General features: G+C 72.1%; 24 protein-coding genes and 1 tRNA gene. 15 read left to right on the top strand and 10 right to left on the bottom strand.

Translation table 11 applies throughout. From position 1 onward, the window contains the following. The first annotated feature begins 95 nt into the window (after nt 1–95). Entirely contained in the window at nt 96–413 is a 318-nt protein-coding gene (locus D5H75_RS36065; protein ID WP_242454720.1) for a helix-turn-helix domain-containing protein, read from the top strand. Further along, entirely contained in the window at nt 410–1,594 is a 1,185-nt protein-coding gene (locus D5H75_RS36060; RefSeq protein ID WP_119931093.1) for a tyrosine-type recombinase/integrase, read from the top strand. The genes D5H75_RS36065 and D5H75_RS36060 overlap by 4 nt, the downstream gene beginning before the upstream one ends. A gap of 69 nt (nt 1,595–1,663) precedes the next feature. Here D5H75_RS36060 and D5H75_RS36055 read toward each other — a convergent pair. Together D5H75_RS36055 and D5H75_RS36050 are read right to left on the bottom strand one after the other, a co-directional pair. Beyond that, nucleotides 1,664–1,737: transfer RNA gene (locus tag D5H75_RS36055), tRNA-Pro, on the bottom strand. A 67-nt stretch (nt 1,738–1,804) separates the two neighbouring features. After that, entirely contained in the window at nt 1,805–2,701 is an 897-nt protein-coding gene (locus D5H75_RS36050) for a metallophosphoesterase (RefSeq protein WP_119931092.1), read from the bottom strand. A gap of 74 nt (nt 2,702–2,775) precedes the next feature. Here D5H75_RS36050 and D5H75_RS36045 point away from each other — a divergent pair, with 74 nt between their 5' ends. Beyond that, the gene (locus D5H75_RS36045) at nt 2,776–3,231 is read left to right on the top strand and encodes a GatB/YqeY domain-containing protein (protein ID WP_119931091.1); all 456 of its coding nucleotides are present in this window, start codon (nt 2,776–2,778) and stop codon (nt 3,229–3,231) included. Nucleotides 3,232–3,577: 346 nt separating this feature from the next. Here the strand turns inward: D5H75_RS36045 and D5H75_RS36040 are convergent, their stop codons facing one another. Beyond that, nucleotides 3,578–5,839 (bottom strand): transglycosylase domain-containing protein, encoded by a 2,262-nt coding sequence (locus tag D5H75_RS36040; RefSeq protein WP_242454719.1) that lies wholly within the window; start codon nt 5,837–5,839, stop codon nt 3,578–3,580. A 278-nt stretch (nt 5,840–6,117) separates the two neighbouring features. Here D5H75_RS36040 and D5H75_RS36035 point away from each other — a divergent pair, with 278 nt between their 5' ends. After that, the gene (locus tag D5H75_RS36035; protein ID WP_119931090.1) at nt 6,118–6,414 is read left to right on the top strand and encodes a WhiB family transcriptional regulator; all 297 of its coding nucleotides are present in this window, start codon (nt 6,118–6,120) and stop codon (nt 6,412–6,414) included. A 205-nt stretch (nt 6,415–6,619) separates the two neighbouring features. On the opposite strand, the gene bagB is transcribed toward D5H75_RS36035, so the two are convergent. Together bagB and bagA are read right to left on the bottom strand one after the other, a co-directional pair. Further along, on the bottom strand, nt 6,620–7,744 hold the full coding sequence (gene bagB, locus D5H75_RS36030; RefSeq protein ID WP_119931089.1) for an ATPase BagB: 1,125 nt from the start codon (nt 7,742–7,744) through the stop codon (nt 6,620–6,622). Continuing rightward, nucleotides 7,741–8,736, bottom strand: coding sequence for an ATPase BagA (gene bagA, locus D5H75_RS36025; RefSeq protein ID WP_119931088.1), 996 nt, complete (start codon nt 8,734–8,736; stop codon nt 7,741–7,743). Before bagA ends, bagB begins: the two co-directional genes overlap by 4 nt. 451 nt (nt 8,737–9,187) lie before the next feature. Here bagA and D5H75_RS36020 point away from each other — a divergent pair, with 451 nt between their 5' ends. The 5 genes from D5H75_RS36020 (at nt 9,188) to D5H75_RS36000 (ending at nt 13,252) form a co-directional block, all read left to right on the top strand. Next, complete coding sequence (locus D5H75_RS36020; protein ID WP_119931087.1) at nt 9,188–9,343, top strand: Sp36 family protein; 156 nt, start codon at nt 9,188–9,190, stop codon at nt 9,341–9,343. Then, on the top strand, nt 9,340–9,798 hold the full coding sequence (locus D5H75_RS36015; RefSeq protein ID WP_119931086.1) for a RidA family protein: 459 nt from the start codon (nt 9,340–9,342) through the stop codon (nt 9,796–9,798). The genes D5H75_RS36020 and D5H75_RS36015 overlap by 4 nt, the downstream gene beginning before the upstream one ends. Nucleotides 9,799–10,247: 449 nt before the next feature. Next, nucleotides 10,248–11,252 carry a helix-turn-helix domain-containing protein gene (locus tag D5H75_RS36010; RefSeq protein WP_119931085.1) on the top strand — a complete coding sequence of 335 codons (1,005 nt, stop codon included), beginning with the start codon at nt 10,248–10,250 and terminating at the stop codon, nt 11,250–11,252. Nucleotides 11,253–11,663: 411 nt separating this feature from the next. Continuing rightward, nucleotides 11,664–12,482, top strand: coding sequence for an NUDIX hydrolase (locus D5H75_RS36005; RefSeq protein ID WP_119931084.1), 819 nt, complete (start codon nt 11,664–11,666; stop codon nt 12,480–12,482). Beyond that, nucleotides 12,482–13,252 (top strand): MBL fold metallo-hydrolase, encoded by a 771-nt coding sequence (locus D5H75_RS36000; RefSeq protein WP_119931200.1) that lies wholly within the window; start codon nt 12,482–12,484, stop codon nt 13,250–13,252. Before D5H75_RS36005 ends, D5H75_RS36000 begins: the two co-directional genes overlap by 1 nt. 9 nt (nt 13,253–13,261) lie before the next feature. Here the strand turns inward: D5H75_RS36000 and D5H75_RS35995 are convergent, their stop codons facing one another. Further along, on the bottom strand, nt 13,262–13,942 hold the full coding sequence (locus tag D5H75_RS35995) for a Crp/Fnr family transcriptional regulator (RefSeq protein ID WP_119931083.1): 681 nt from the start codon (nt 13,940–13,942) through the stop codon (nt 13,262–13,264). Nucleotides 13,943–14,054: 112 nt separating this feature from the next. Here D5H75_RS35995 and nth point away from each other — a divergent pair, with 112 nt between their 5' ends. The 3 genes from nth (at nt 14,055) to D5H75_RS35980 (ending at nt 17,096) form a co-directional block, all read left to right on the top strand. Continuing rightward, the gene (nth, locus tag D5H75_RS35990) at nt 14,055–14,771 is read left to right on the top strand and encodes an endonuclease III (protein WP_119931199.1); all 717 of its coding nucleotides are present in this window, start codon (nt 14,055–14,057) and stop codon (nt 14,769–14,771) included. Nucleotides 14,772–15,074: 303 nt separating this feature from the next. Beyond that, nucleotides 15,075–15,713, top strand: a complete 639-nt coding sequence (locus D5H75_RS35985; protein WP_242454718.1) for an NUDIX hydrolase — start codon at nt 15,075–15,077, stop codon at nt 15,711–15,713. A gap of 189 nt (nt 15,714–15,902) precedes the next feature. After that, on the top strand, nt 15,903–17,096 hold the full coding sequence (locus D5H75_RS35980; protein ID WP_119931081.1) for a MarP family serine protease: 1,194 nt from the start codon (nt 15,903–15,905) through the stop codon (nt 17,094–17,096). Between the two features lie 24 nt (nt 17,097–17,120). Here the strand turns inward: D5H75_RS35980 and D5H75_RS35975 are convergent, their stop codons facing one another. Further along, nucleotides 17,121–17,792: a DUF309 domain-containing protein gene (locus tag D5H75_RS35975; RefSeq protein ID WP_119931080.1), complete on the bottom strand. Its 672-nt coding sequence runs from the start codon at nt 17,790–17,792 to the stop codon at nt 17,121–17,123. 396 nt (nt 17,793–18,188) lie between these two features. On the opposite strand from D5H75_RS35975, the gene D5H75_RS35970 reads away from it, so the two are divergent. Both D5H75_RS35970 and trxA read left to right on the top strand, forming a co-directional pair. Next, the gene (locus D5H75_RS35970; RefSeq protein WP_119931079.1) at nt 18,189–18,392 is read left to right on the top strand and encodes a DUF5708 family protein; all 204 of its coding nucleotides are present in this window, start codon (nt 18,189–18,191) and stop codon (nt 18,390–18,392) included. A 401-nt stretch (nt 18,393–18,793) separates the two neighbouring features. Then, a complete protein-coding gene (gene trxA, locus D5H75_RS35965) occupies nt 18,794–19,126 on the top strand; it encodes a thioredoxin (protein WP_119931078.1) in 333 nt (110 codons plus the stop codon). A 438-nt stretch (nt 19,127–19,564) separates the two neighbouring features. Here trxA and D5H75_RS35960 read toward each other — a convergent pair whose 3' ends face one another. From D5H75_RS35960 to acs, 3 genes are all read right to left on the bottom strand, one after another. Continuing rightward, complete coding sequence (locus tag D5H75_RS35960) at nt 19,565–20,488, bottom strand: alpha/beta fold hydrolase (RefSeq protein ID WP_119931077.1); 924 nt, start codon at nt 20,486–20,488, stop codon at nt 19,565–19,567. A 3-nt stretch (nt 20,489–20,491) separates the two neighbouring features. After that, nucleotides 20,492–20,932 (bottom strand): phage holin family protein, encoded by a 441-nt coding sequence (locus D5H75_RS35955; RefSeq protein ID WP_119931076.1) that lies wholly within the window; start codon nt 20,930–20,932, stop codon nt 20,492–20,494. 434 nt (nt 20,933–21,366) lie between these two features. Continuing rightward, complete coding sequence (gene acs, locus D5H75_RS35950) at nt 21,367–23,328, bottom strand: acetate--CoA ligase (protein WP_119931075.1); 1,962 nt, start codon at nt 23,326–23,328, stop codon at nt 21,367–21,369. A 554-nt stretch (nt 23,329–23,882) separates the two neighbouring features. Here acs and D5H75_RS35945 point away from each other — a divergent pair. Then, nucleotides 23,883–24,668, top strand: a complete 786-nt coding sequence (locus D5H75_RS35945; protein ID WP_119931198.1) for a Fic family protein — start codon at nt 23,883–23,885, stop codon at nt 24,666–24,668. The last annotated feature ends 57 nt before the right edge of the window (nt 24,669–24,725 follow it).

Genomic DNA, 24,725 nt, shown 5'->3' with positions numbered 1-24,725 from the left:
ACCTGCACCAAGGCGGACGAGAGCAGACGCTAACGAGCCTCGTCGCAATGATCCATCCCCGTACGAACCACCGCAGACCAACCGAAGGCGTCGGCATGCCCGACGAAGACGAAGAACGCGGCCCCGGCGATCGCCGGCAAGCAGACCCGCCGGGGCCGCACCCCCACGAAGGAGGCAAACCAATCATGACCCTCACCGCGCCGGAGCGTCCCCAGACCGAGGGAAAGCTGCTCTACAAGGTCGAGGAGGCCATCGACATCCTCGGCCTGGGGCGCACCACCGTGTTCGAGCTGCTTCGCTCTGGTCGTCTGCGCTCGGTCCAGGTCGGCCGCTCCCGCCGCATCCCCACCGCTGCCCTGCGCGAGTACGTCGAGCGACTGGAGCGCGAGGCCGCAGGGGTGAAGGCCCGATGACCAAGCGCCGGAGCAAGGGCGATGGTGGGCTGCACTGGGACGAGGGTCGGCAGCGCTGGATCGCCTCGGTCACTGTGGGATACACCCCCTCGGGGAAGCGCATCGTCAGGAAGGCCAGCGGCAAGACCAAGACAGCCGCGAAGGAGAAGCTGAAGGAGATTCTGCGCGACCACGACGACGGCATGCCGACGCCGGCCAAGGGTTACACGGTGGGCCAGGCCGTCATGGACTGGCTGGAGTACGGGCTGACGGGGCGCGCAGAGGGCACGGTCGAGACCCGGAGAAGTCTGGCCAAGCATCACGTCATCCCCCAGCTTGGGGCCCGGAAGCTGCGGGAGTTGTCCGCGGAGGACGTGGATCGCTGGCTGGCCGAGGAGGCCAAGAAGGTCAGTACCCGGACCTTACGCGACCTGCGCTCGATCCTGCGTCGCTCCGTTGCCAGGGCTCAGGCGCGGGACAAGGTGAAGCGCAACGTCGTGCTGCTCTGTGAGCTGCCCGAGGGCCGCCCGGGACGGCCGTCGAAGTCATTCACCAGAGACGAGGCTCTGGCGGTTCTAACTGCGGCGAGGGGCACGTCGATGTACGCCTACATCGTCCTGTCCCTCCTGACCGGTGCCCGCACCGAGGAACTCCGCGCCTTGCCGTGGAGCTTCGTCGACCTCAACGGGGATCCCGAAGCGGATCCTCCGATCCCACCGTCGATCAAGGTGTGGACCTCCGTTCGCCGGACGGGTGACACCAAGACGGAGAAGTCGCGCCGGACGCTGGCTCTGCCGAACTGGTGCGTGGAGGTCCTCCGCGAGCACAAGGAGCACCAGGACCAGATCCGTCGCGACGCGGGGCTCGACTGGGAGGAGAACGGCCTCGTCTTCACGTCGCGAGTCGGAACGCCGCTGGACAAGGACAACGTGCGCCGCGCTTTCCGGAAGGTCGTCGAGAAGGCCGGCCTGAACCCCGCGGACTGGGTGCCCCGGGAGCTGAGGCATTCATTCGTCTCGCTGCTCTCCGACAACGGGATGCCGATCGAGAACATCTCCCGCCTGGTCGGGCACAGCGACACCCGGGTCACCGAGACCGTCTATCGCCACCAACTCCGGCCAGTCCTACAGGAGGGCGCTGAGGCCATGGACGAGATCTTCAGGCGTGGCTCCGGGGCGCGCAAGGCCCGCCGTACGGCATAGTCACCCAGTTAGTCACTCAGGCAATGAAAGAGGCCCCTTCCGATGATCGGAAAGGGCCTCTGACCTGGGTCGGGGTGGCGGGATTTGAACCCACGACCTCTTCGTCCCGAACGAAGCGCGCTGCCAAGCTGCGCTACACCCCGGTGCGCCGGTGTTTGCCGGTGCTCGATGAAGTCTAGCGGAGATTGGGGGGTGGTGTGTCCCTCTCGATCAGGGGCGGGCGGGGAGGAGGGTCAGGAGGGTGGCCTCCGGGGGGCAGGCGAAGCGGACGGGGGCGTAGGGGGAGGTGCCCAGGCCCGCGGAGACGTGGAGGTAGGCGTCCTTGTGGCGGTGGAGGCCCTTGACCCTCTCGCGGTCGATGCCGCAGTTGGTGACCAGGGCGCCGTAGAAGGGGACGCAGAGCTGGCCGCCGTGGGTGTGGCCGGCGAGGAGGAGCTGGTAGCCGTCCGCGGCGAAGAGGTCGAGGTTGCGGGGCTCGGGGCTGTGCATGACGCCGAGGCGCAGGTCGGCGTCCCCGGGGGCCGGGCCGGCGATCTCCGAGTAGCGGTCGCGGTTGATGTGGCTGTCGTGGATGCCGCCGACGAAGACGTCGCGCTCGCCGGCCTTCAGGCGGGCCGTCGCGTTGTTCAGGTCGTGCCAGCCGGCGTCCGTCATCATGGCGCCGAGCTCGGGCCAGGGGAGGTTGGGCACGCGCTGCTTGAACGTGCGCGACGACGGGCCCATGAGGTAGCGCGCCGGGTTCTTCGGCTGCGGAGCGTAGAGGTCGTTGCTGCCGTAGACGAACACGCCGGGGCGGGACAGCAGCGGCTCCAGGGCGTGGGCCAGGGCCGGGACGGCGTCGGCGTCGGCGATGGAGTCGCCGGTGTTGACGACCAGGTCGGGCTCCAGGGCGCCGAGCGAGCGCACCCACTCGATCAGGCGGGTGCGGCGGGGCGTCAGGTGCAGGTCGGAGATCTGGAGGATGCGCAGCGGCCGCGAGCCGGGGGCGAGCACGGGGACGTCGAAGCGGCGCAGGCGGAACCAGTTGCGCTCGATCACGGACGCGTAGCCGAGACCGGCGGCGCCGGCGGCCAGCAGGGACAGGGGGATCGCGGTGCGTTTCCTCACCCATTCATGGTGCCATGCCGCGACGCGTGGGAATCGAGGTGAAGCCGGGACGCCCCACGCGGGAGGATGGACCCATGAGTGCGTTGAAGGACAAGCTGAAGGCCGATCTGACGGTCGCGATGAAGGCCCGCGACGATGTGCGTACCCGCACGATCCGGATGGCGATGGCCGCGATCGCCAACGAGGAGGTGGCGGGCAAGGCGGCCCGCGAGCTCTCCGACGACGAGGTCGTGAAGGTCCTCACCCGCGAGGCGAAGAAGCGCCGCGAGGCCGCGGAGGCGTTCTCGAACGCCGGTCGGGCCGAGCAGGCCCAGGCCGAGCTGGACGAGCAGGCCGTGCTGGAGGAGTACCTCCCCGCCCAGCTCTCCGACGAGGAGCTGAACAAGCTGGTCGACGAGGCCATCGCCGAGTCCGGCGCCGAGGGCCCCAAGGCCATGGGCCAGGTCATGAAGGTCCTGAACCCCAAGGTCGCCGGCCGCGCCGAGGGCGGCCGCGTCGCCGCCGCCGTCCGTCAGCGCCTCGCGGGCTGAGCGCCTCCTCCCGCCGTACGGCGGAAGCCGCGCCTGCCGCGGAAGCCCCTCGTACGGCGGAAGCCGCGCCTGCCGCGGAAGCCCCTCCTGCGGCCTGTGCGGCCCGCCCCCATCGCCGGGGCGGTACGGCATGCCCCTGCGCCCCGGGAGCGCCCTGCGGCGGCCGTACGGCCTCGGCGGGCCACCTCACGCGCGCCGGCCGCCGTACCGCCTTCGCGAGGCGCGCCGCCTGAGCGGGGCGCAGCGCCCTCGCGGGCCGTACGGCGGGCGGGAAGGGCGGCGGAGAAGGGGCGGAAACGCGTGATCGCGCAGTGGGCGGGAGCCCGCTGCGCGATCACTGGCCGGGTCAGTCGCGGTCGGGACGCCCGCCGCGGCCGTTTCCGTTTCCGTTGCCGTTCCCGGGGCGGCGGCCGAACCAGTCGTTGCCGTTGCCGATCCGGGGGATGTCCACGTCGGGACCGCCGTCCTCGTCCTCTTCGTCCTTCTTCTTCTCGTCCTCGGACGGCGGGGTGTAGCCGCCGCCGAACCGGCCGAAGTCGGGCGCGTGGAAGGAGGTCGCCTCGACGTCCTCCAGGGCCTCGCGCATCGACTTCACCCAGATGGGGCCGGGGATCGAGGCGCCCTGGACGGAGCCGTAGTACTGGCCGCCGATCTTCACGTTGGTCAGCGGGTGCTGGTAGGCGCCGCGGATGTCGCCGATGCTGACCGCGGAGGCCAGGTCGGGGGTGTAGCCGGCGAACCAGGCGGTCATGTAGCCGTCGGTGGTGCCGGTCTTGCCCGCGGCGTCGCGCCCGATGCCGCCCACGCCGCTCATGGTGCCCTTGGTGAAGACGCCCTGGAGCACGTGGCTGACGGCGTCGGCGACGCCCTCGTCGATGGCCTGCTTGCAGCTCGGCTTGATCTTGGTGGACTTGCCGTTGCGCTCCTTGATCTCGGTGATCGCCATCGGAGTGCAGTACTTGCCGCGGGCGCCGAAGGTGGCGTAGGCGTTCGCGACGGTCAGCGGATCCATCTCGTTGACGCCGAGGGTGAACGTGGGCACCTGGACCAGGTCACGGCCGAGGGCGGTCTTCTTGATGCCGAGCTTCTTGGCCATCTCCACGGTGTCGCAGAGGCCGACCTCCTGCTCCAGCATCATGAAGAACACGTTCACCGAGCTCCAGGTGCCGGTGGACAGGCTGTAGGAGCCGCCCTTGCCCTCGCCGCTGGAGTTGAAGACCGTGTGGCTCGGGTCGCCGACGCTGTCGCCCTTGCAGTTCTTGAAGTCGTTGGCGCTGCTGCTGCTGAACGAGCCAGGGGTGCGCATGCCCTGGTTGAACTTCCAGCCCTCGTCGAGCGCCGTGGCCAGGGTGATCGCCTTGAAGGTGGACCCGGCCTGGAAGCCGGTGCCGCCGCCGTGCTTGGCGTCGGCGGCCAGGTTGAGCATGGTCTCGCCCTTGCCCGGGCCGAACTTCTTGCTCGACGCCAGCGCCTTGATCTCGCCGGTGCCCGGCTCGATCATCGCCTGCGAGGCGACCTCGGTCTCCTTCGGCCCGACGTACTTGCGCAGCGCCTTCTCCGACGCCTTCTGCATCTTCGGGTCGAGCGTGGTGTAGATCTTCATGCCGCCGGAGTTCAGGCGGGCCTCGCGCTCTTCGAACGTGGCGCCGAACGCGGGGTTGTTGAGGATCTCCTGCTTGACGTACATGCAGAAGTACGGGTAGTCGCTTTCCTCGCAGCCGCCGGGGGCCGGGGTGAGCTTCAGGTTGAGCTTGGAGGCGCGGGCCTCCTGGTACTCCTGCGGCGAGACGACGCCCAGCTCCTTCATGCGGTCGAGCGTGACGTTGCGGCGCTCCAGCATGGCCTTCTCGTGCGCCTGGCGCTGCTTCTTGGGCAGGCCCGAGGGCAGCTCGTAGCGGTTCGGCCAGTGGATGATGCCGGCGAGGGTCGCGGCCTCGGGCAGGGTGAGCTTGGCGGCGGGCTTGCCGAAGTACCGCTTGGCGGCGGCCTGCACGCCGTACGCCCCGGAGCCGAAGTAGGAGATGTTGAGGTAGCGCTCCAGGATCGTGTCCTTGGAGTACTTCTCCTCCAGGGCGACCGCGTAGCGCAGCTCGGTCAGCTTGCGCCCGTAGTTCGGGGCCTCGGCGGCGCGGCGCTCCTTCTCCGTCTTGGCGTTCGCCTTGAGCACGTTCTTGACGTACTGCTGCGTGAGGGACGAGCCGCCCTGGCGTACGGCGCCGGTCTGGGCGTTCTGGCTGAACGCGCGGATCGTGCCCTTGAAGTCGATGCCGCCGTGCTCGTAGAAGCGTGAATCCTCGATCGCCACGACGGCCTTGCGCATGTGCTCGGAGACCTGGTCGAGGCGGATGGACTCGCGGTTGTTGTTGTAGAACTGGGCGAACTGCTTGCCGTTCTTGTCGTACAACCGCGTGAGCTCCGCCAGCGGCGCCTCGTGAAGCTCGGCGGGGAGCTGCTGGAAGCCGTCGGCGGCGCTCTTGGCCGCCACCCCCGCCCCGCCGATCGCCGGGAGCGCCACGCCCGCCACGAGCGCGCCGGCGACTGCGCCGGCCGCGATCAGCTTCAGGACGTTGACGACAGGTGATCCTTTGTCGCGGCTTTGAGGTTTCACGGACACCAGGTTACGACGGACGAGGGGGCCAATGCGCCCGAAACGCCACGTAGTGATCGCAAACGGTATGGCCGCGGGGGCGTGATCACACGCGGAGATGACTAGTCCATCTCGGCCACATGGCCCGACATGACCATCCCGTAAATGAGCCCAATGGGTTCTGTCAGCCCGACCGTCACTTTGCGTAGGTTCTCTCACGCGGCAACTGAATACGGAGGCCTGACGCCCGCGCCCGTCGGCCGAGGAGACGACTGACCACCTAAGGGGAGTGGGGTCGAATGTGGATCACGGATTGGACCTCCCGCGCCGCCTGTCGAAGTGCGGATCCTGACGCTCTGTTCGTGCAGGGCGCCGCACAGAACCGGGCGAAGCTCATCTGCCGCGGGTGCCCGGTCCGTACCGAGTGCCTCGCCGATGCGCTCGACAATCGCATCGAGTTCGGGGTCTGGGGCGGGATGACCGAGCGGGAACGACGCGCCCTCCTGCGGCGACGTCCGGAGGTCGACTCCTGGCGAGAGCTGCTGGAGTCGGCGAAAGAAGAGTACGAGCGAGCCCACGAGTTGATCGCGGGCTGAGATCAGGTCCCCGCCGCGGCTCGTCGTGTACGGCGAGCGCGCGGCGGGGCTTTCGCCTGCCCGTCGAGCGCGGGACGGCGGAACGGGATAGCCGCGTCCCGTCCCGCCCCCCCGCGCCCGGCAGGGCCGGCATCACGCGAGCCGCCGTCACACAAGCGGACGTCAGGAGACCGGCGTCGCGCGAGCCGGCGCCGGCGAACCGGGGTCAGGAGGCCAGGCGTTCGCCGATCTCGCGGAGGCCGTCCAGGTCGTGGACGTCCCCGGGCATCGCCGGCACCTCGGCCACCGGCACCGTCGGATGCGCCGACATGAAGCTCTCCTGCTCACGCCGTTCCCGGGTCGCCACGCGCATCCGATCGGCGTGCAGCCGCAGTACGGCGGCCGCCACCTCGTGCCCGCCGCGCCGGTCGAGGTCCTCGGCCGCGGCCGTGCTCCTCGCGCCCGACAGATCGGCGGCGGGCGAGCGGTGCACCCGGTTGACCACCAGGCCGGCCAGCGGCATGCGCTCCTCGGCGAGGCGCTCCACGAAGTACGACGCCTCGCGCAGCGCGTCCTTCTCCGGCGCGGCGACGACGAGGAACGCCGTCCCCGGGGCCTGGAGCAGCTTGTAGGTCTGCTCGGCCCGCTCGCGGAACCCGCCGAACATCGCGTCGAACGCCGACACGAACGTCTGGATGTCCTTGAGCACCTGCGCGCCGATCACCTTGTTGGCGATGTTGGTGACCATGCCGATGCCCACGTTGAGCAGCTTGAACGCGCCGCGCCCGCCGGCCTTGGCCGGGGCGACGAGGAGCCGCAGCACGCGGCCGTCGAGGAAGCGGCCGAGCCGTTCGGGGGCGTCGAGGAAGTCGAGCGCGGAGCGGCTGGGCGGGGTGTCCACGACGATCAGGTCCCACTCGTCGGAGCGCCCGAGCTGGCCGAGCTTCTCCATCGCCATGTACTCCTGCGTGCCCGCGAAGCTCGACGACAGCGACTGGTAGAAGGGGTTCGTCAGGATCTGGCGGGCCCTGTCCGGGTCGGCGTGCGCCTCGATGATCTCATCGAAGGTGCGCTTCATGTCGAGCATCATGGCGTGCAGCGAGCCGCCGTTGTCGTACTCGACCACCGGCCGCGGCGTGTTGTCCAGCTCCGACAGCCCCATGGACTGCGCCAGCCGCCGGGCCGGGTCCACGGTGAGCACGACCACGTTCCGGCCCAGCTCGGCCGCGCGCAGCCCGAGGGCCGCGGCCGTCGTGGTCTTGCCGACCCCGCCGGAGCCGCAGCACACGATGATGCGCATCCGGGGGTCGCCCAGCAGCCCGTCTACGTCGAGGGCCGGTGCCGTCTTCATGCCGCTCCCTGAGCCTTGATCGTGTCGGCCAGCTCGTACAGGCCCGCGAGGTCCACGCCGTCGGCCAGCAGCGGCAGTTCGTACCTCGGCCGGTCGGCCTTGGCCAGCGTCTGCCGCTCCCGGCGTTCGAGCCGCGTGCGGTGGGCGTGCTCGGCCACCTCGGCGGCCAGCGCCCGCGCGGTCTCCTCGGCGTCGTCGGTGAGCCCGGCCGCCTTCAGGCCCACGATCAGCTCGTCGAGGTCGAGCCGGTCCTCGCCGGCGGCCTCCAGCGTCTCCTCGGGCAGGATCTCCGGCCGGACCATGTTGATGAAGACCCCGCCCGGCGGCAGCCCCTCGGCGCGCAGGTCGGCGATGCCGTCCAGGGTCTCCTGGACCGGCATCTCCTCCAGCAGCGTCACGAAGTGCACGGCCGTCTCCGGCGAGGCCACCACGCCGCGCACCATGTCCGCGTGCGTCCGGATCGGGCCGACCCGGGCCAGGTCGGCCACCTCGGTCGTGACGTTCAGGAAGCGCACCACCCGGCCGGTCGGCGGCGCGTCCAGCACCACGGCGTCGTACACCCGCCTGCCGGAGGGGTCCTTGCGGCGCACGGACTCGGTCGTCTTGCCCGTGAGCAGCACGTCGCGCAGCCCGGGGGCGATGGTGGTGATGAAGTCGATGACGCCCATCTTGGTCAGCGCCTTGCCCGCCCGGCGCAGGCCGTAGAACATCTCGAGGTATTCGAGCATGGCCTCCTCGGGGTCGATGGCGAGGGCGTGGACGTCACCGCCGCCCGGCGCCACCGCGATCTTCTTCTCCTCGTACGGCAGGGGCGGCCGGTCGAAGAGCTGGGCGATGCCCTGCCGTCCCTCGACCTCCACGAGAAGGACCTTTTTCCCTCCCGAGGCCAGAGCCAGTGCCAGTGCGGCGGCGACCGTCGTCTTGCCCGTGCCGCCCTTTCCGGTGACCACGTGCAGCCGGACGCCGTCCCAATCTGTGTCCCGAGCGCTCACGGTTCGAAGGCTACCCTCCGGTCACTTCTCACTTATTCGCGGGAACCCCTTTACGGATCTTCGGACCGGCCGTCGCATTTCGCGCCGGCGGGGCGGTCCGGAGAGGCCGCAGGACCCCGGCGGCGGCCTGCCGGGCGACGCCGTTCTTCCTGCTGACGGCCCATGCCGCCGGGGTTCCGGGGGTACGGCGGCGCGGTGGGCGCGCGGGGTTCCGGCCGGGCCGGATTCCGGGTCGGGCGCACCCTCCCGGCATGTCTCCTCCCGCCCGCCCGCCGTACGCCGAATGTCAATAGGTGAAGAGTCACAATGGGCATCCCCGCACCGGGCCGTGTCATTCTCCCTTTCCGCCCGGAATCGGGGGCGGGCGGGACGCCGTACGGCGTGAGCGGGGCTCGCGCGGGGCGCGGTGCGCGTGCCGCCGGGCGGGCGGGGGCACACTAATGTGCTGCCCATGAAGAAGTGGGAATACGCGACCGTGCCGCTGCTGACGCACGCGACCAAGCAGATCCTCGACAACTGGGGCGACGACGGCTGGGAGCTCGTCTCGGTCATCCCCGGCCCGAACCCCGAGCAGCTCGTGGCCTACATGAAGCGGGAGAAGGCATGACCCCTGAGGAGGCCCTGGCCTCGATCGGGCTGAGCCTGCCCGAGGTCGCCGCGCCGCTCGCGGCGTACGTGCCGGCCGTGCAGACCGGGTCCTACGTCTACACGGCCGGGCAGATCCCGCTGGTGAAGGGCGAGCTGATCGCCACCGGCAAGGTCGGCGCGGAGGTGGACCCGGCGCGGGCCGCCGAGCTGGCCGAGGTGTGCGCCCTCAACGCGCTCGCGGCCGTGAAGTCCGTGGTGGGCGATCTGGGGCGGGTCGTACGGATCGTCAAGGTGGTGGGTTACGTCGCCAGCGCGCCCGGCTTCACCGACCACCCGGCGGTGCTGAACGGCGCCAGCGAACTGCTCGGCAAGGTCTTCGGCGAGGCGGGCAAGCACGCGCGCAGCGCGGTCGGCGTCGCGGTGCTGCCCAAGGACGCGCCGGTCGAGGTCGAGCTCATCGCCGAGGTGGCCTGACCCGGACCCCCGGCACCCGGCACCCGGACTCCGGGACTCCCGGACACCCGGACACCTGGCACCCGGACGCTCGTACGGCTCGCGCCCCGGGCGCTCCGAAGCCGCATGATCGCCGCGAGAGCCGGCCTCGTGCTCTCCGCTCTCGCGCCGATCAGGCGGTTTCGTCTTTCCGGCGGCCTCCCAGGCTCCATCCAGCCGTTCCCTAGCTGTTCCCCGGCAGTTCCTTAGCTGTTTCTTGGCGGTTTCTTGGCGGCTCCCCAGCCGCCTCTCAGCCGGCTTTCGGCCGCTTGTCGGCGGCCATGTGGCCGGCCGTCGTCTTCCGCCGCCTCGCGCCGTCTCACGCCGGCCATGGCGTCGCCGTACGGCCCGGTCCCATAGTGAGCCCGTAGTGGCGAAAGACGCCCCGGCGCCCGGCATCCCGGGCCCGCGGGCGATGCGAGGAGGATCCGATGGGACTGGTGACCTACCGCACCCATGACCTGCCGCAGAGGGACCGGTTCCCCTACTGGCAGGAGCTCGCGAACGGGTCGTACGTGCCCGCGCTGCTCCGCAGCGACCGGCAGGAGGACTTCCGGGGCGCGATGCGCATCCTGCTCCTCGGCGAGGTCCTGATCTCCCTGGTCGTCCACGACCCGCTGGAGGTGATCAGGACCGAGCGGATGGTGCGGCGGACCGACGCCGGGCTGTGCGTGCTCAGCCTCAGCCTCGCGGGCCGCGGCGGCCTCTCCTACGGAGACCGCTCCTCGGTGCACGAGGTGGGGGAGATGTGCTTCTACGACTCCTCCCGCCCGATCCGGGCCTGGCGCGAGGGCGGCCCGGGCCGCTCGCTCGTCCTGCAGTTCCCGCGGGCCTGGCCCGGGCTCCCGCGCGACTTCGTACCCGAACTGGCGGGGGTGACGCTCGACGCCCGCTGCGGCGTGGGCGGACTGCTGGCCGCCCACCTGTCCCGGGTGATCCGGGACGCGCCGGACTACACGGAGGCGGAGGAGCAGACCGTCGCCCGCATGAGCCTCGACCTCGTGGCGGCGACCCTCGCGTACCAGATGGACCAGGCCGACGCGCTCACGCCAGAGACCGCTCGGCGGGTCCTGCTGCGGCGCATCGACGACTTCATCGAGCGGCGGCTGGGCGACCCGGAGCTGACCCCGGCCGTCGTGGCCGCCGCGCACCACATCAGCCTCCGCTACCTGCACCGGCTGTTCCAGGAGCGGGGCGGGCCCTCGGTGGCGGCCCTGATCCGGCGGTCGCGGCTGGAGCGCTGCCGCCGAGACCTGGCGGATCCGCGGATGAGCCACCACTCGCTGGCCGCCATCGCCGCGCGCTGGGGATTGACCGACCGCGCCGCCTTCAGCCGGCTGTTCCGATCCGCCTACGGGCTGCCGCCCGGAGAGTACCGCCGCGCCTGCGCCCGGGGCGAACAGTGCGCGGATTTCCACATCCCCGGGCACGAATGATCACCTGGCGGGGGACCGGAGCCACCTACTCTGCGGCTGCCGAGCCGAACCACTCCTCCGCCCTCACCGGCGACACGTTCGGCGAGCTCTACCCCGAGGTGCACTTCCGCGCGTGCGACAAGGGGCCGACGGGCTCATCGGCACCTGCGGGGCCTGGACGGGCCGACCGGAGGCAGGGGCCTGGACGGGCCGGCCGGGAGGGGAATCGGCGAGAGGGAGCGCCGATCAGGCCGGCCGGCGCTCCAGGGGGCCGGGCCGGGCGCGCGCGTGCGCGGCCGGCCCGGACGGCCCCGCGCGGGGAGCGCGGCGGTTGTGGCGGGGCGAGGGCGCGATGGGCCACCATGGGCGGAGCCGAATGATGTTCGGGGACCGTGGGAGGGGCTTGTGGCGGGCATCGCTCTACCGGGGGAGATGGGGGAACGCGCCAGGGACATCCTGGCCGGGCGGGTGCGGCCGGTCCCGGCGCGCGACGCGGCGACCGTGATGCTGCTGCGGGACTCCTCCCAGGGGCTCCGCGTCTACATGCTGCGGCGGCAGTCCACCATGGCCTTCGCGGCCGGGGCCTACGTGTTCCCCGGCGGGTCGGTGGACCCCCGCGACGCCGACCACGCCGTGGCCTGGGCCGGGCCGTCGCCGCGCGAGTGGGGCGAGCTGCTGGGGGCCGAGGAGGCGATCGCGCGGGCGCTCGTCTGCGCCGCCGTACGCGAGACGTTCGAGGAGTCGGGGGTGCTGCTCGCCGGGCCGTCCGAGGACTCCGTGGTCGAGGACACGACCGGGGACGACTGGGAGGCCGACCGGGAGGCGCTGATCGGCCGGTCGCTGGCGTTCGCCGACTTCCTGGACAAGCGCGGGCTGGTGCTGCGGTCGGACCTGATGCGGCCGTGGGCCCACTGGATCACGCCGGAGGTGGAGAGCAAGCGCTACGACACCCGCTTCTTCGCCGCCGCCCTCCCGCCCGGCCAGCGCACGCGCGACGTCGGCGGCGAGGCGGACCGCGTCGCCTGGGTCCTGCCCGCCGAGGGCGTCGCGGCCGGTCAGCGGGGAGAGATGTTCATGCTCCCGCCGACGTACACCGCGCTGACCGAGCTGGCGGAGTTCGCGACCACCGAGGACGCGCTCGCCGCCGAACGGCGCATCGTGCCGTACATGCCGCGCATCGCGGAGGTGGGCGAGGAGATCCACCTGGTGCTGCCCGAGACCACGTACGGGCTCCCTGGGAAGATGCTGTGATGATCGACGGATCCGGTACGGCTCGCGCGCGCTGCCTGCTGGCCCCCAACCCCTCGGCGATGACCCTGGACGGCACGAACACCTGGATCCTGGCCGAGCCGGGCGCGGACGCCGTGCTCGTGGTGGACCCGGGGCCGGACGACGAGGCGCACCTGCGGCGGGTGGCCGACCAGGCGAACGGCGCCCGCGTGGCGGCGGTGCTGCTCACGCACGGGCACCCGGACCACACCGGGGGCGCGCGGCGGTTCGCCGAGATGACCGGGGCGCCGGTGCGGGCGCTCGACCCGCGGTTCCGGCTGGGCGGCGAGGGACTCTCGGACGGCGACGTGGTCACGTGCGAGGGGCTGGAGGTGCGGATCGTCGGCACGCCCGGGCACTCGTTCGACTCGCTGTGCTTCTGGATCCCCGGGGACCGCGCGCTGCTCACCGGGGACACGGTGCTCGGCCGCGGCACCACCGTGATCGCCCCCGACGGCGACCTGGGCGACTACCTGCGCACGCTGGACCGGCTGCGGGACCTGGTGGGCGAGCTGAGCGTCCTGCTCCCCGGCCACGGCCCGCTCCTCGGCGACCCGGCGGGCAAGGTCGAGGAGTACATCGCGCACCGCCGCCGGCGCCTGGACCAGATCGAGGCGGCGTGGGCCGCCGGGGCCCGCACCCCGGCCGAGGTCGTGGCGGTGGTGTACGCGGACGTGGACCGCGGCCTGTGGCCCGCGGCCGAGATGTCCGTGCGGGCCCAGCTCGACTACCTCGGCCTTCTCGGCGCGTGAGCCGCCCGGTCAGCGGGAGCGGTTGTAGAGGCGCTCGACGTCGAGGATGACCACGGCCTTGGCCTCGATGCGCAGCCAGCCGCGCTGGGCGAAGTCGGCCAGGGCCTTGTTGACGGTCTCGCGGGAGGCGCCGACGAGCTGGGCCAGTTCCTCCTGGGTGAGGTCGTGGTGCACCAGAAGGCCGCTCTCGGACTGGCGGCCGAACCGCTCGGCCAGGTCGAGCAGGGCCTTGGCGACGCGGCCGGGCACGTCGGTGAACACCAGGTCGGCCATCACGTCGTTGGTGCGGCGGAGCCGCTGGGCCAGCGCGCGCAGCAGGTGCAGGGCCACCTCGGGACGGCCGGTGAGCCAGGGGCGCAGGTCGTCGTGGCCGAGCCCGGCGAGCCGTACGTCGGTGAGGGCCACCGCGGTCGCCGTACGCGGGCGGGGGTCGAAGAGTGAGAGCTCGCCGAACATCTCGCCCGGGCCGAGCACGCTCAGCAGGTTCTCGCGGCCGTCGACGGACGTGCGGACCAGCTTGATCTTGCCCTCGAGGACGACGTAGAGCCGGTCGCCGCTGTCGCCCTCCCGGAAGAGCGTGCGCCCCTTCGGCAGGTTCATCTCGCTGACGCCCGCGCGCAACGCCGCTGCGCTCTCGCGGTCGAGCGCCGCGAAGAGCGGGGCCTTGCCTAGCACGTCGTCGGTGTCCACACTGCCTCCTTGCTCACCGTGGACCTGTTCTCGTGCGTCCACGTCCCACCAGTGTGACGCACCTCACCGCGTGAGGCACACGTAGGCTGTCCGTGTGCCCGGCAAACCCACGATGTCCCGCGTCCGCGATGGCGAGGAGTCCCGGCTCGCGCTGGTGCGCCGGGCCCGGCGAATGAACCGGATCCTCGCGGAGACCTACCCCGACGCCCACTGCGAACTCGACTTCGCCAACCCGCTGGAACTGCTGGTGGCGACCATCCTCTCCGCACAATGTACGGACAAAAGAGTGAACATGGTTACTCCGACCTTGTTCGCCAAGTACCGTAGCGCCGCCGACTACGCCTCCGCCGACCGGGCCGAGCTGGAGGACATCATCCGCTCGACCGGGTTCTTCCGGGCCAAGGCCAACAGCATCATCGGCATGGCGCAGTCCGTCTGCGACGACTTCGGCGGCGAGGTCCCGCGCCGGCTCAAGGACCTCGTGACCCTGCCGGGAGTGGGCCGCAAGACCGCGAACGTCGTGCTCGGGAACGCGTTCGGAGTGCCGGGGCTGACGGTGGACACGCACTTCCAGCGGCTCGTGCGGCGGTTCCGGTGGACCGACGAGACCGACCCGGTCAAGATCGAGCACGCCGTGGGCGAGCTGATCCCCAAGAGCGAGTGGACCGTCTTCTCGCACCGCGTGATCTGGCACGGCCGCCGCATCTGCATCGCCCGCAAGCCGGCCTGCGGCGCCTGCCCCCTGGCCGCCCTCTGCCCGTCGTACGGCGAGGGCCCGACGGACCCGGTGGTCGCCGCGAAGCTGGTGCGGACGGGCCCGTTCTCCTGAACGGCGGCCCGCCCGCGCGTCCTCGCGGGACCTTAGCGGGCAAGCGGCGGGCGTGCGCGGACGAGCGTGGCGGGTGTGAACGGCGAGCGTGGCGGGTGCGGACGGGCGACGTGGCGGGTGCGGATGGGCGAGCGTGGGCCTGGACGGATTCGGATGAGCGTGGCGTGGACGGGTGGACACGGCGTGGACGGGATGAACGCGGCGGGCGCGCGCGGGAATGCGGGCGCGGCGGGTGACGCTGGATTCGAAGACGGGGACCGGGAGCCCAGGACGGGGGAGCCGATGACGCCGGAGGCGCCGCAGATGCCGGAATGGCTGACCACGCTCGCCGAGAAGGCGCGGAACATGGAGGTCGACCCGTACCTCCGTCCGCCGGCCACCGGCGGGCGACGGGCGGCGATCCTCGTGCTGTTCGGCGAGGGCCCCCTCGGACCCGACCTCCTCCTCATCCAGCGCAGCGACGCGATGCGCAAGCACGCCGGCCAGCCCGCCTTCCCCGGGGGCGGCCTGGACGAGGACGACGACGGCCCGATCGCGGCGGCGCTCCGCGAGGCCGAGGAGGAGACCGGGCTGGAGCCCGCGGGCGTCGAGATCGCCGCGGTCATGCCCGAGCTGTACCTCCGGCACAGCGACAACCGGGTGACCCCGGTGCTGGCCTGGTGGCGGGACCCCTCGGCGGTCCACGCGGCCGACCCGCGCGAGGTGGCGTCGGTGGAACGCGTGCCCGTGGCGGAACTCGCCGACCCCGCGAACCGCGTCATGATCCGTTCTCCCGACGGGTACAAGAGCCCGGCCTTCCACGTGCGCGGGCTGCTGGTCTGGGGGTTCACCGCAGGCGTCGTGGACCGGCTCCTGTCCCTGGGCGGCTGGGAGAAGCCCTGGGACCGGAACCGCGTGGAAGGGCTCCCGGCCCAGGTCATCAGCCTGGCCGCGCGGGACTGACCGCCCGGCCGCCGGGGCCGTTCCGGCCCGAGGTGAGTGTGCCCGTGAGGGGTCCGCGCCGGGAAAGGCCCGTCCCGCCGCACGCCGCTCCGGCCGTACCGGATCGGTGCCCGGGCGAGGTGGAAGATCGGCGTGCCGTCGGGAGAGAAGGGGGCGGCTCTTCGGGCGGTGGGCGGATACGGTGAAGGGGTGCGCGGTGATCTCCTTGACCTGATACTGCTCGTCCTGGTGGTCGCCTTCGGCGTGTCCGGGTACCGGCAGGGCTTCATCGTCGGGGCGCTCAGCTTCATCGGGTTCGTCGGGGGCGGGCTGCTCGGGGTGCTCGTCGCGCCGCCCATCGCCCAGGCGGTGGTGGACGGGGCGCCGCAGCAGGCGCTGGTCGCGATCGTGATCGTGTTCCTGGCGGCGACCATCGGGCAGTTCGGGTCCTCCACGGTGGGGGCCGTCGTCCGCAGCCACGTGACCTGGAATCCGGCGCGGGTCGTGGACGCCATCGGCGGGACCATCGCCTCGGTGCTGTCCGTGCTGCTGATCGCGTGGATCATCGGCGGGCTGGCGGTGCTCGCGCCGTTCCCGATCGTGCAGCAGCAGATCAAGGACTCCCAGGTCCTGCGTACGGTGGACCAGGTCATGCCGGCCGCCGTGGACGGGTGGTTCGCCGGCTTCAAGCGGTTCGTGGACAGCTCGGACTTCCCCCAGGTCTTCGACGGGCTCGGCGGCGGGTCGGTGCTGGAGGTCCCCAAGCCGGACGAGAGCGTGGCGAAGAGCCCGGCGCTGCAGCGGGCGCGGCAGGGGATCGTCAAGGTGCAGGGGACCGCGCCGGAGTGCGCCAAGCGCATCGAGGGCACCGGCTTCGTCTACGCCCGCGAGCGGATCATGACGAACGCCCACGTCGTCGCCGGCGTCAGGGAGGAACTCCACGTCACCACGGCGAGCGGGCGGACGCTGCGCGCCAAGGTGATCGTGTACAACCCGCGCCGGGACATCGCCGTGCTGTACGTCCCCGGGCTGGAGGCGCCGGTGCTGGAGTTCGACGGCGAGGCGGAGAGCCGGGACGACGCGATCGTGGCCGGGTTCCCGCGCGGCCGCGGCTACACGATGGCGGCGGCCCGCATCCGGGAACGCCAGATCGCCAGCGGGCCGGACATCTACCACGAGACCCGCGTCGAGCGCGAGATCTACGCGATCCGCGGCAAGGTCGAGCCGGGCAACTCCGGCGGCCCCCTCCTGGCCAGGGACGGCCGGGTGTTCGGCGTCGTCTTCGCCGCCGCCACCGACCGCAAGGACACCGGCTACGTCCTCACGGCCGCCGAGGTCCGCCCCGAGGCCGAGGCGGGCGTCCGCACCACCCGCGCCGTCTACACCCAGGCCTGCGACCAGTGATCGTCCCCGCCGCCCGCCCCCGGCTCAGGACGGGGTCAGCGGGAGGCGGAGGTCGGCGGGGGTGACGGACGGCAGCCCGGCGGCCTTCACCCGGTCGGCGAGGGTGAGGGCGTGGGCGGCGGCCGCGCGGGGGTCCAACCGGGACCGGACGGCGGCGGGCGCGCCGGGGTGGGACTCGATCCGGGCCGCGCCCCTGCGGAGGAGGGCGATCGCCCCCCTGGCGTTGCCGCGCTGGATGTGGGTGAGGCCCACGGCCACCTGGGCGAGGCCCTGCCACAGCTCGCGTTCGTCCTCGGGGGCGGTCTTCCAGCGGGCCTCGAAGACCTCGTGGGCGTGGAAGGGGCGGCCCTCGGCCAGCAGCCTCCCGGCCTCGCGCACGGCCTCCTCGGCGGAGGGTGCGTAGTCGTCGGGGACCCGGGGGACGCCGCCGGGCGCGCCCTTGGGCAGGGGGCGGCCGTACTCGTCCCGGGGGCGCGCGTTCCTGGCCCGCCCGGCCTCGTCGCGGTCGCGCGCTTGGTCGGGGCCGCGGTCGCGGTCATGGGCTTGGCCGCGGGCGGGGCCGGGGCCGTGGTTCTGGCCGGGGTCGCGGTTCTGGCCGGGGTCGCGGGTCTGGCCGTGGTCGTGGGCCGGGCCGGATGCCGTTTCCGTGCTGGTTCGCGGGGTTTCGGTGGATGCCGTGCCTGGTTCGTCGTGCATGCGTCCCCCTCCGCGGCGTCTCGTCACGCCATGCTTTCTCGTCAGGCCATGCTTTCTCGTCAGGCCATACTGCCCGCTCCGGGGCGGGGGTGTGGCGTCCGTCCACAGGCTGTGGATGACACCGGCGGCCGCTTCATCCCGAGGTGAGTGTGCCCGAAGGGGTCCACGCCGGGAACGGTCCTCTCGCCGAGCCCGGCGCCAGCCGTACGAGACGATCGCGATGGGCTTCGGCTTCGGCTTCGGTCTTGAGGATGGGGGCGGGGTCGGCCTCGTGATGGAGGGGGTAGGCCCAATGATGTACGGCGATCTCGTCAGCGCGCAGGAAGTGCGGGGGCGGGCCGCCTGGCTATCGTCGCAGGCACGCGAAGATTCCGCTCCCACGGTTTAAGGAAGTCCATGGCGCCGCACGTCAAGACGCTCCTCGCCGGTCTGGCCACCCTCGCGGCCGGGACGGCGTTGTGGCTGTTCGCACCCGAGACCCAGATCCTCGGCATCGCCCCGGCGAAGGTCGGCGTGGTCCTGATGGTCGTCGGCGGTCTGGAGACTCTCTACGGCCTTTACAAGGCCGCGCGACGCGACCGCTCCGACGCCGACCGCTAGGGGTCCCGCGCAGCCGCTGCCCCGAGTTCGTCCCGCTCTCGCCCGGGCGTCCGGCCGGTCCTCGCCGCGACGTTCGCGCCGCTCGCGCCGGGATGTCCGCTCCGGCCTTCCTCCGCGACATCCGCCTCGCCGGTGCGCCGTGCGTGGAGCCCGGCCGGGCCGCGCGCACCGGCTCACGGTGCTCCCCCGCACTGGCGGGCGTCCCGGGAACGGCAACAAAAGTTGTCGGGGCCCGGCTCCGGACGCACGCTGTGCGCGGAGGTGATCGCCGGCGTGAGGCCGTACCTCGAAGTCGCCGTTTCGAAGGACGCCGGCGACGCCTCCCGGCACAGTACCCGGGCCCGCGCCCGCCCTGCCGTACGGGGGGGCGGGCCCGGGCCCGCCGAGAGCTAGGAGTGCGTATGAGCGCGAAGCCTGTGGACAGCATCACCGAGAAGACCTTCCCCGCCCGCGTCCTCGCGTCCGAGCGGCCCGTCCTGGTCCAGTTCTGGGCCGTCTGGTGCGGGCCGTGCCGCCGGGTGACGCCGATCGTCGAGGAGATCGCGGCCGAGAACGCCGGGAAGCTGGACGTGGTCAAGGTGAACGTGGACGAGGAGCCGGCGCTCGCCGCCCGGCACGGGGTGTCGTCGATCCCTGCGTTCGTCGTGTACGAAGGCGGCAGTCCCGTGGACTCCTGGGTCGGCGCCGCGCCCAAGCCCGAACTGGAGCGCGCCCTCGCCAAGCACCTGACCTGACCGGCCCGCCCTCCCGCCCGCGTCCCTACCCCCGTCATGATCATGAATCCGCCCCGAGGCGGCCGGTGCCGAGGCTTGTGGTGGCGCCGGGGGTGGGCGGAATCGCATGATCACGACAAGCGGGGATCGAGTGGGGCTGGGCTCACCGCGTGAGAGGGCTTCGGCGCGGCTCGGGGGCGCGGTGAGGCCGACCCGGGCCGTGTACGCCGTGGGCGGCGGGCTCACGCCGTATCGGGAATGACAAGTGAGGCGGGCCACTCCGTATCGGGAACGACCGTGACACAGGCTCACGCCGTATCGGGGACGACGTGGGCGGCGGGCTCACACCGTACCGAAATGACACGTGAGGCAGGCTCGCGCCGGGACCGGGACCGGGGCCGGGGCTGGGCCCGGGGGCGACGCGTGACAGGGGCGCACGCGGTGCCGGGGCGGGGGTGGTCAGCGGTCGGGTTCGGGGTCGGCCAGCCAGGCGGTCAGTTCGGCGTCGAAGGCGTCGGGGCGCTCCTCGTGGGGGAAGTGGCCCGCGCCCTCGATGAGGCGCCACCGGTAGGGGGCGGCGACGTAGCGGCTTGAGCCCTGCGCGCTGCGGGGCAGGATGAGGGTGTCCAGCGCGCCGTGGAGCTGGAGCGTGGGGACCTGGATGGCCGTGCGCATGCGGCGGGCGAAGCGCAGGCCGTCCGGGCGCAGGGTGGAGCGGGCGAACCAGCGGTGGTACTCCATCGCGCAGTGGGCGACGTTCGGGATCTGGATGACCTGGCGGTACCTCCGCACGGTCTCCTCGTCCGGCCAGCCCGGGCCCGACCACTCGCGCAGCATGCGCCCGACCATCGCGGCGTTGTTGGCCAGGAGACGCCGCTCGGGGATGAGGGGGAGCTGGAAGCCGAAGGCATGGGAACCGGCTCTGAGCTGGCCGAAGGGGTCGGTGACCATGGCGTGGCGCAGCCGCAGCGGGTGCGGGGCCGAGACCGCGACCAGGCGCTGCACGACCTTGGGGTGGTACGCCCCGGTCGTCCAGGCGAGCATCCCGCCCCAGTCGTGCCCGACGACGAACGCGCCGGCCTCGCCCAGCGCCCGGACCAGCGCGCTCACGTCGCCGGCCAGCGTGACCAGGTCGTACCCGCGCGGAGGCTTGTCGCTCGCGCCGTAGCCGCGCAGGTCCACGGCCACCGCGCGGTATCCCGCCGCGGGCAGCGAGACGAGCTGGTTGCGCCACGCCCACCAGAACTCCGGGAACCCGTGCAGCAGCAGGACCAGCGGACCCTCACCGGCCTCCACCAGGTGGAAGCGGGTGCCGCCGGCGTGGACCGCGCGATGGGTCCAGGGTCCGTCGAGGCGGACGAGGGATTCGTCGAGGGCGGGCACCTCTCACCACTCCGTATCGCTGGGTTTGTCACCGCTGCCGATGGCCTTGGCGGAGCCGTCGCGCCCCGCGATGGTCTTCAACGAACGCGTCGTGCGCTTCATCCCCGTGAGCCCCTTGAGCCGGCGGTATCCGATCAGCACCAGCACTCCGGCGATCAGCAGGTAGAACACCGTGACGATCAGGAACGCCGCCCACTCCCAGACGCCCAGCGCGATCAGCCCGTAGGCCAGCGCGAACGAGCCCAGGATCAGGCACAGGTGCCCGATGAACGCGGCCGCCCCGAACAGCCCCCCGGCCGTCCCGACGCGCTTGGCGTCGGCCTTGAGTTCGAGCTTGGCCAGCTCGATCTCCGATCTGACCAGGGTGGAGATGTTCTGGCTCGCCTGCGCGACGAGCGAGCCGAGCGACTCCTCCTCCGCCGTCTCGGCGTTGATCTCCGGCATGGGATCTCCTTTCCTCGCGTCCCATCCTCCCCCCACGCGATCCCCCCGTGCACGCAAGCGCGGCGATCACGCCCCCACCCCGATCATTCCGTACGGCCCGAGCCCGCCCCTCGCCAGGGAACACCACGCCGCCCGCGCCCTCGCCCCGGGCCCCGCGTCTCCGGCGTCCCCGCCCGCCGGCGCCCCTCGGCGGGTGCCGCCGAACGCGCCCGCCACCGGGACTCGACCGCCCGCCGGAACTCGGCCACCGGAACGCGCCCGTCGGAGCTCGGCCACCGGAACGCGCCCGCCGGAGCTCGGCCGTCGCCGGCCCGGCCGCCGTGCTGGAGGCCCGTGGCGAGAATCATGCCCAATCCGCGGGCCGAGGGGGAGGCCCAGACGCGGCGACGCCCCCGGGAGAGGTCCCGGGGGCGTCGTGACGGGCGATTCGCGGGTCAGTCGTCGCTCTTCGCCGACGGCAGCTTCTCGGCGATCAGGTTCATCACCGAGCTGTCCGTGAGCGTCGTGACGTCTCCGAGCTGGCGGTTCTCGGCCACGTCGCGCAGCAGGCGGCGCATGATCTTGCCGGAGCGGGTCTTGGGCAGCTCGGGGACCACGAGGATCTGCCGCGGCTTGGCGATCGGGCCGAGCGTCCTGGCCACGTGGTCGCGCAGTTCCTTGGCGATGTCCTCGCTCTCCTCGGCCCCGCCGCGCAGGATCGTGAACGCCACGATGCCCTGCCCGGTCACCGGGTCCGTCGCGCCCACGACCGCCGCCTCGGCGACCTTCGGGTGCGAGACGAGCGCGGACTCGACCTCGGTGGTGGAGATGTTGTGGCCGGACACGAGCATGACGTCGTCCACGCGGCCGAGCAGCCACAGGTCGCCGTCCTCGTCGCGCTTGGCGCCGTCGCCGGGGAAGTACATCCCCTCGAAGCGCGACCAGTACGTGTCGATGAAGCGCTGGTCGTCGCCCCAGATGGTGCGGAGCATGGCCGGCCACGGGTCGCGCACGACGAGGAACCCGCCGCCGCCGTTCGGGACGGAGTGCCCCTGGTCGTCCACCACGTCGGCGGTGATGCCCGGCAGCGGGCGCATCGCCGCGCCCGGCTTGCCCTCGGACACGCCGGGCAGCGGGCTGATCATGATGCCGCCGGTCTCGGTCTGCCACCACGTGTCCACGACCGGGCAGCGGTCGCCGCCGATGTGCTCGCGGTACCAGACGTACGCCTCGGGGTTGATCGGCTCGCCCACGCTGCCCAGGATGCGCAGCGACGACAGGTCGTACTTGGCGGGGATGTCGTCGCCCCACTTCATGAACGTCCGGATCGCGGTGGGGGCGGTGTAGAAGATCGAGACCTTGTACTTCTGGATGATCTCCCACCAGCGCCCGCGGTGCGGGGTGTCCGGGGTGCCCTCGTACATCACGCTCGTCGCGCCGTTGGCCAGCGGGCCGTACACGATGTAGGAGTGCCCGGTGACCCAGCCGATGTCGGCGGAGCACCAGTAGACGTCGGTCTCCGGCTTCAGGTCGAAGACGGCGTGGTGGGTGTAGGCGACCTGGGTCAGGTAGCCGCCGGTGGTGTGCAGGATGCCCTTGGGCTTGGCGGTCGTGCCCGAGGTGTACAGGATGTACAGCGGGTCCTCGGCGTCGTGCGGCCGCGCCTCGTGGGTGTCGCTCTGGCGGTCCACGAGGTCGTGCCACCAGACGTCCTTGTCCGTCAGGGCGACGTCCTGGCCGGTCCTCCGGACGACGAGGACCTTCTCGACCGTCGGGGAGTCGGCGACCGCCTCGTCCACCGTCGGCTTGAGGGCGTTGGGGTTGCCGCGCCGGTAGCCGCCGTCGGCGGTGATCACGAGCTTGGCCTGGCCGTCGTGGATCCGGCTGCGCAGCGCGTCGGCCGAGAAGCCGCCGAAGACGACCGAGTGCACCGCGCCGATGCGGGCGCAGGCCAGCATGGCGATCGGCAGCTCGGGGATCATCGGCATGTAGATCGCGACGCGGTCGCCCTTCTCCACGCCCAGCTCGATCAGCGCGTTCGCGGCCTTGGAGACCTCCCTCTGGAGGTCGGCGTACGTGATCTCACGCGTGTCGCCCGGCTCGCCCTCCCAGTGGTAGGCCACCTTGTCCCCGCGCCCGGCCTCGACGTGGCGGTCCACGCAGTTGTAGGCGACGTTGAGCTTGCCGCCCACGAACCACTTGGCGAACGGCGGGTTGGACCAGTCGAGCGTGGTCTCCCAGCGCTGCGCCCAGCTCAGCCGGTCGGCGGCGCGCTCCCAGAAGCCCAGGCGGTCGGCCGCCGCCTCGTCGTAGGCGTCCGCCTTGACGTTCGCGTCCGCTGCGAGCTCCGGAGGCGGGGGGAACCGACGGGACTCCTGGAGCAGGTTCGACAGAGTCTCCTTGTTGTCCGGCGCCACAACGTACTCCTTCTTGCCTTGGGCGTTCGGGTGTGTCCCGCTTCATCCGTGGGATGTGTCCCACTTCACCAGTGGGTTGTGTCCCACTTCACCAGGGTCCGGCCCCGGCCCACAAGAGCCTAGGCCCGCCGCTCACACCGCGCCGGATCGGGGCGTGCGGCGGATCGGGGCTGCTCGCGGGCCTTTACCAGGGGCCGGGGCGGAGTTTCGCGCGAGTGGGAGAGGTGGGAATTTCGTGATTGTTGAGGCATTCGAGTCGTCGTTTGGGGGATTTAGTGCTCACTGAGCCTTTTTCTCGGGTTACTGGTTCGGTGTACGGCTTCGCGGCCGCCCTGGTTCGTGGTGGGTGTGCCGCGTCGCGGCTTGGCGGTCGCCGTACGGCTTGGCAGCCGTACGGCTTGGCGGACGTTTCGCGGCTCGTGGGCGTTTTTGGGGTGTTCGTGGGTGTTTCGTGGGCCTGCGGGCGTTTCGCGGCCGCGTGGCGGGGCGGGCCGTACCGGAGGCGGTGACCCGGGGAATCGGGTGAGAGCTGGGACGACGTAAGGTCTGTGAACGTGAGCGACCCATTGGCCAGAATCGCCGACCTGCCCGGAGTGCCGGAGGCGGTGGACGCCGCGCGCGAGTCGGTGGACCGCCTGTACCGGCACAAGGTCCTGCGGCGGCGGCAGCCTGAGGTGTCGGCGGAGTCGGCGCTGCGCGGCGCCTGGGCGTCCGCCGTACTCGAAGGCGCCCAGGTGAAGCTGGACGAACTCCGCGAAGGGGACGTCCAGGAGCCGCTTGTGCAGGGCGCGCTGCGCGCGACCGCCGAGCTGGGGCGGCTCAGGCAGACATGGCGGCTCGCGCCGAGGCAGGTGCTCGCGCGGCTGCACGCGCTCGCGGGCGCCGACCTGCTGCCGCAGGAGGAGCTGGGGCGCCCCCGCGTCGGCCCGACGGACTCCGACCCGTACGGCCTCGGGCCCGCGCCCGGCGTGGTGGAGATGTCCGCGCGGCTGGACGCGCTGTTCGCGGTCTCGCAGGAATCCGCGGAGGCGCCGGCGGTCGTGGTCGGCGCGATCGTGCACGGCGAGCTGGCGGTGCTGCGGCCGTTCGGTGCGGTGGACGGGCTGGTGGCGCGGGTGGCGGAGCGGCTCACGCTGATCGAGCAGGGGCTGGACCCGAAGGCGCTCGTGCCCGTCGAGCTGGGGCATCGCGAGCAGAGCGAGTCCTACGCCGACGCGCTGCGCGGGTACGCCTCGGGCACCTCGGCCGGGGTCGCGGGGTGGGTGCGGCACTGCGCGGAGGCCGTGGTGCTGGGCGCGCGGGAGTCGACGGCGGTGTGCGAGGCCCTGCTGCGGGGCTAGGGCGTGTTTTGTGGTTCTTGGTTGAGCCACATGATCAGGCTGGCGATGGTGATGGCG

The sequence above is a fragment of the Bailinhaonella thermotolerans genome, assembly GCF_003594875.1.
GTDB lineage: Bacteria > Actinomycetota > Actinomycetes > Streptosporangiales > Streptosporangiaceae > Bailinhaonella > Bailinhaonella thermotolerans.
The sequence above is the reverse complement of the archived record's forward strand: the minus strand, read 5'-3'. Positions and strand labels throughout refer to the sequence as shown.

Bases quoted from the DNA above. Each gene is read 5' to 3' on its own strand.
- D5H75_RS36065 (WP_242454720.1), top strand. From the start codon at position 96: ATGCCCGACGAAGACGAAGAACGCGGCCCCGGCGATCGCCGGCAAGCA.
- D5H75_RS36060 (WP_119931093.1), top strand. From the start codon at position 410: ATGACCAAGCGCCGGAGCAAGGGCGATGGTGGGCTGCACTGGGACGAG.
- D5H75_RS36045 (WP_119931091.1), top strand. From the start codon at position 2,776: ATGAGTGCGTTGAAGGACAAGCTGAAGGCCGATCTGACGGTCGCGATG.
- D5H75_RS36035 (WP_119931090.1), top strand. From the start codon at position 6,118: ATGTGGATCACGGATTGGACCTCCCGCGCCGCCTGTCGAAGTGCGGAT.
- bagB (WP_119931089.1), bottom strand. From the start codon at position 7,744: ATGAAGACGGCACCGGCCCTCGACGTAGACGGGCTGCTGGGCGACCCC.
- D5H75_RS36020 (WP_119931087.1), top strand. From the start codon at position 9,188: ATGAAGAAGTGGGAATACGCGACCGTGCCGCTGCTGACGCACGCGACC.
- D5H75_RS36015 (WP_119931086.1), top strand. From the start codon at position 9,340: ATGACCCCTGAGGAGGCCCTGGCCTCGATCGGGCTGAGCCTGCCCGAG.
- D5H75_RS36010 (WP_119931085.1), top strand. From the start codon at position 10,248: ATGGGACTGGTGACCTACCGCACCCATGACCTGCCGCAGAGGGACCGG.
- D5H75_RS36005 (WP_119931084.1), top strand. From the start codon at position 11,664: ATGGGGGAACGCGCCAGGGACATCCTGGCCGGGCGGGTGCGGCCGGTC.
- D5H75_RS36000 (WP_119931200.1), top strand. From the start codon at position 12,482: ATGATCGACGGATCCGGTACGGCTCGCGCGCGCTGCCTGCTGGCCCCC.
- nth (WP_119931199.1), top strand. From the start codon at position 14,055: ATGTCCCGCGTCCGCGATGGCGAGGAGTCCCGGCTCGCGCTGGTGCGC.
- D5H75_RS35985 (WP_242454718.1), top strand. From the start codon at position 15,075: ATGCCGGAATGGCTGACCACGCTCGCCGAGAAGGCGCGGAACATGGAG.
- D5H75_RS35975 (WP_119931080.1), bottom strand. From the start codon at position 17,792: ATGCACGACGAACCAGGCACGGCATCCACCGAAACCCCGCGAACCAGC.
- D5H75_RS35970 (WP_119931079.1), top strand. From the start codon at position 18,189: ATGGCGCCGCACGTCAAGACGCTCCTCGCCGGTCTGGCCACCCTCGCG.
- trxA (WP_119931078.1), top strand. From the start codon at position 18,794: ATGAGCGCGAAGCCTGTGGACAGCATCACCGAGAAGACCTTCCCCGCC.
- D5H75_RS35955 (WP_119931076.1), bottom strand. From the start codon at position 20,932: ATGCCGGAGATCAACGCCGAGACGGCGGAGGAGGAGTCGCTCGGCTCG.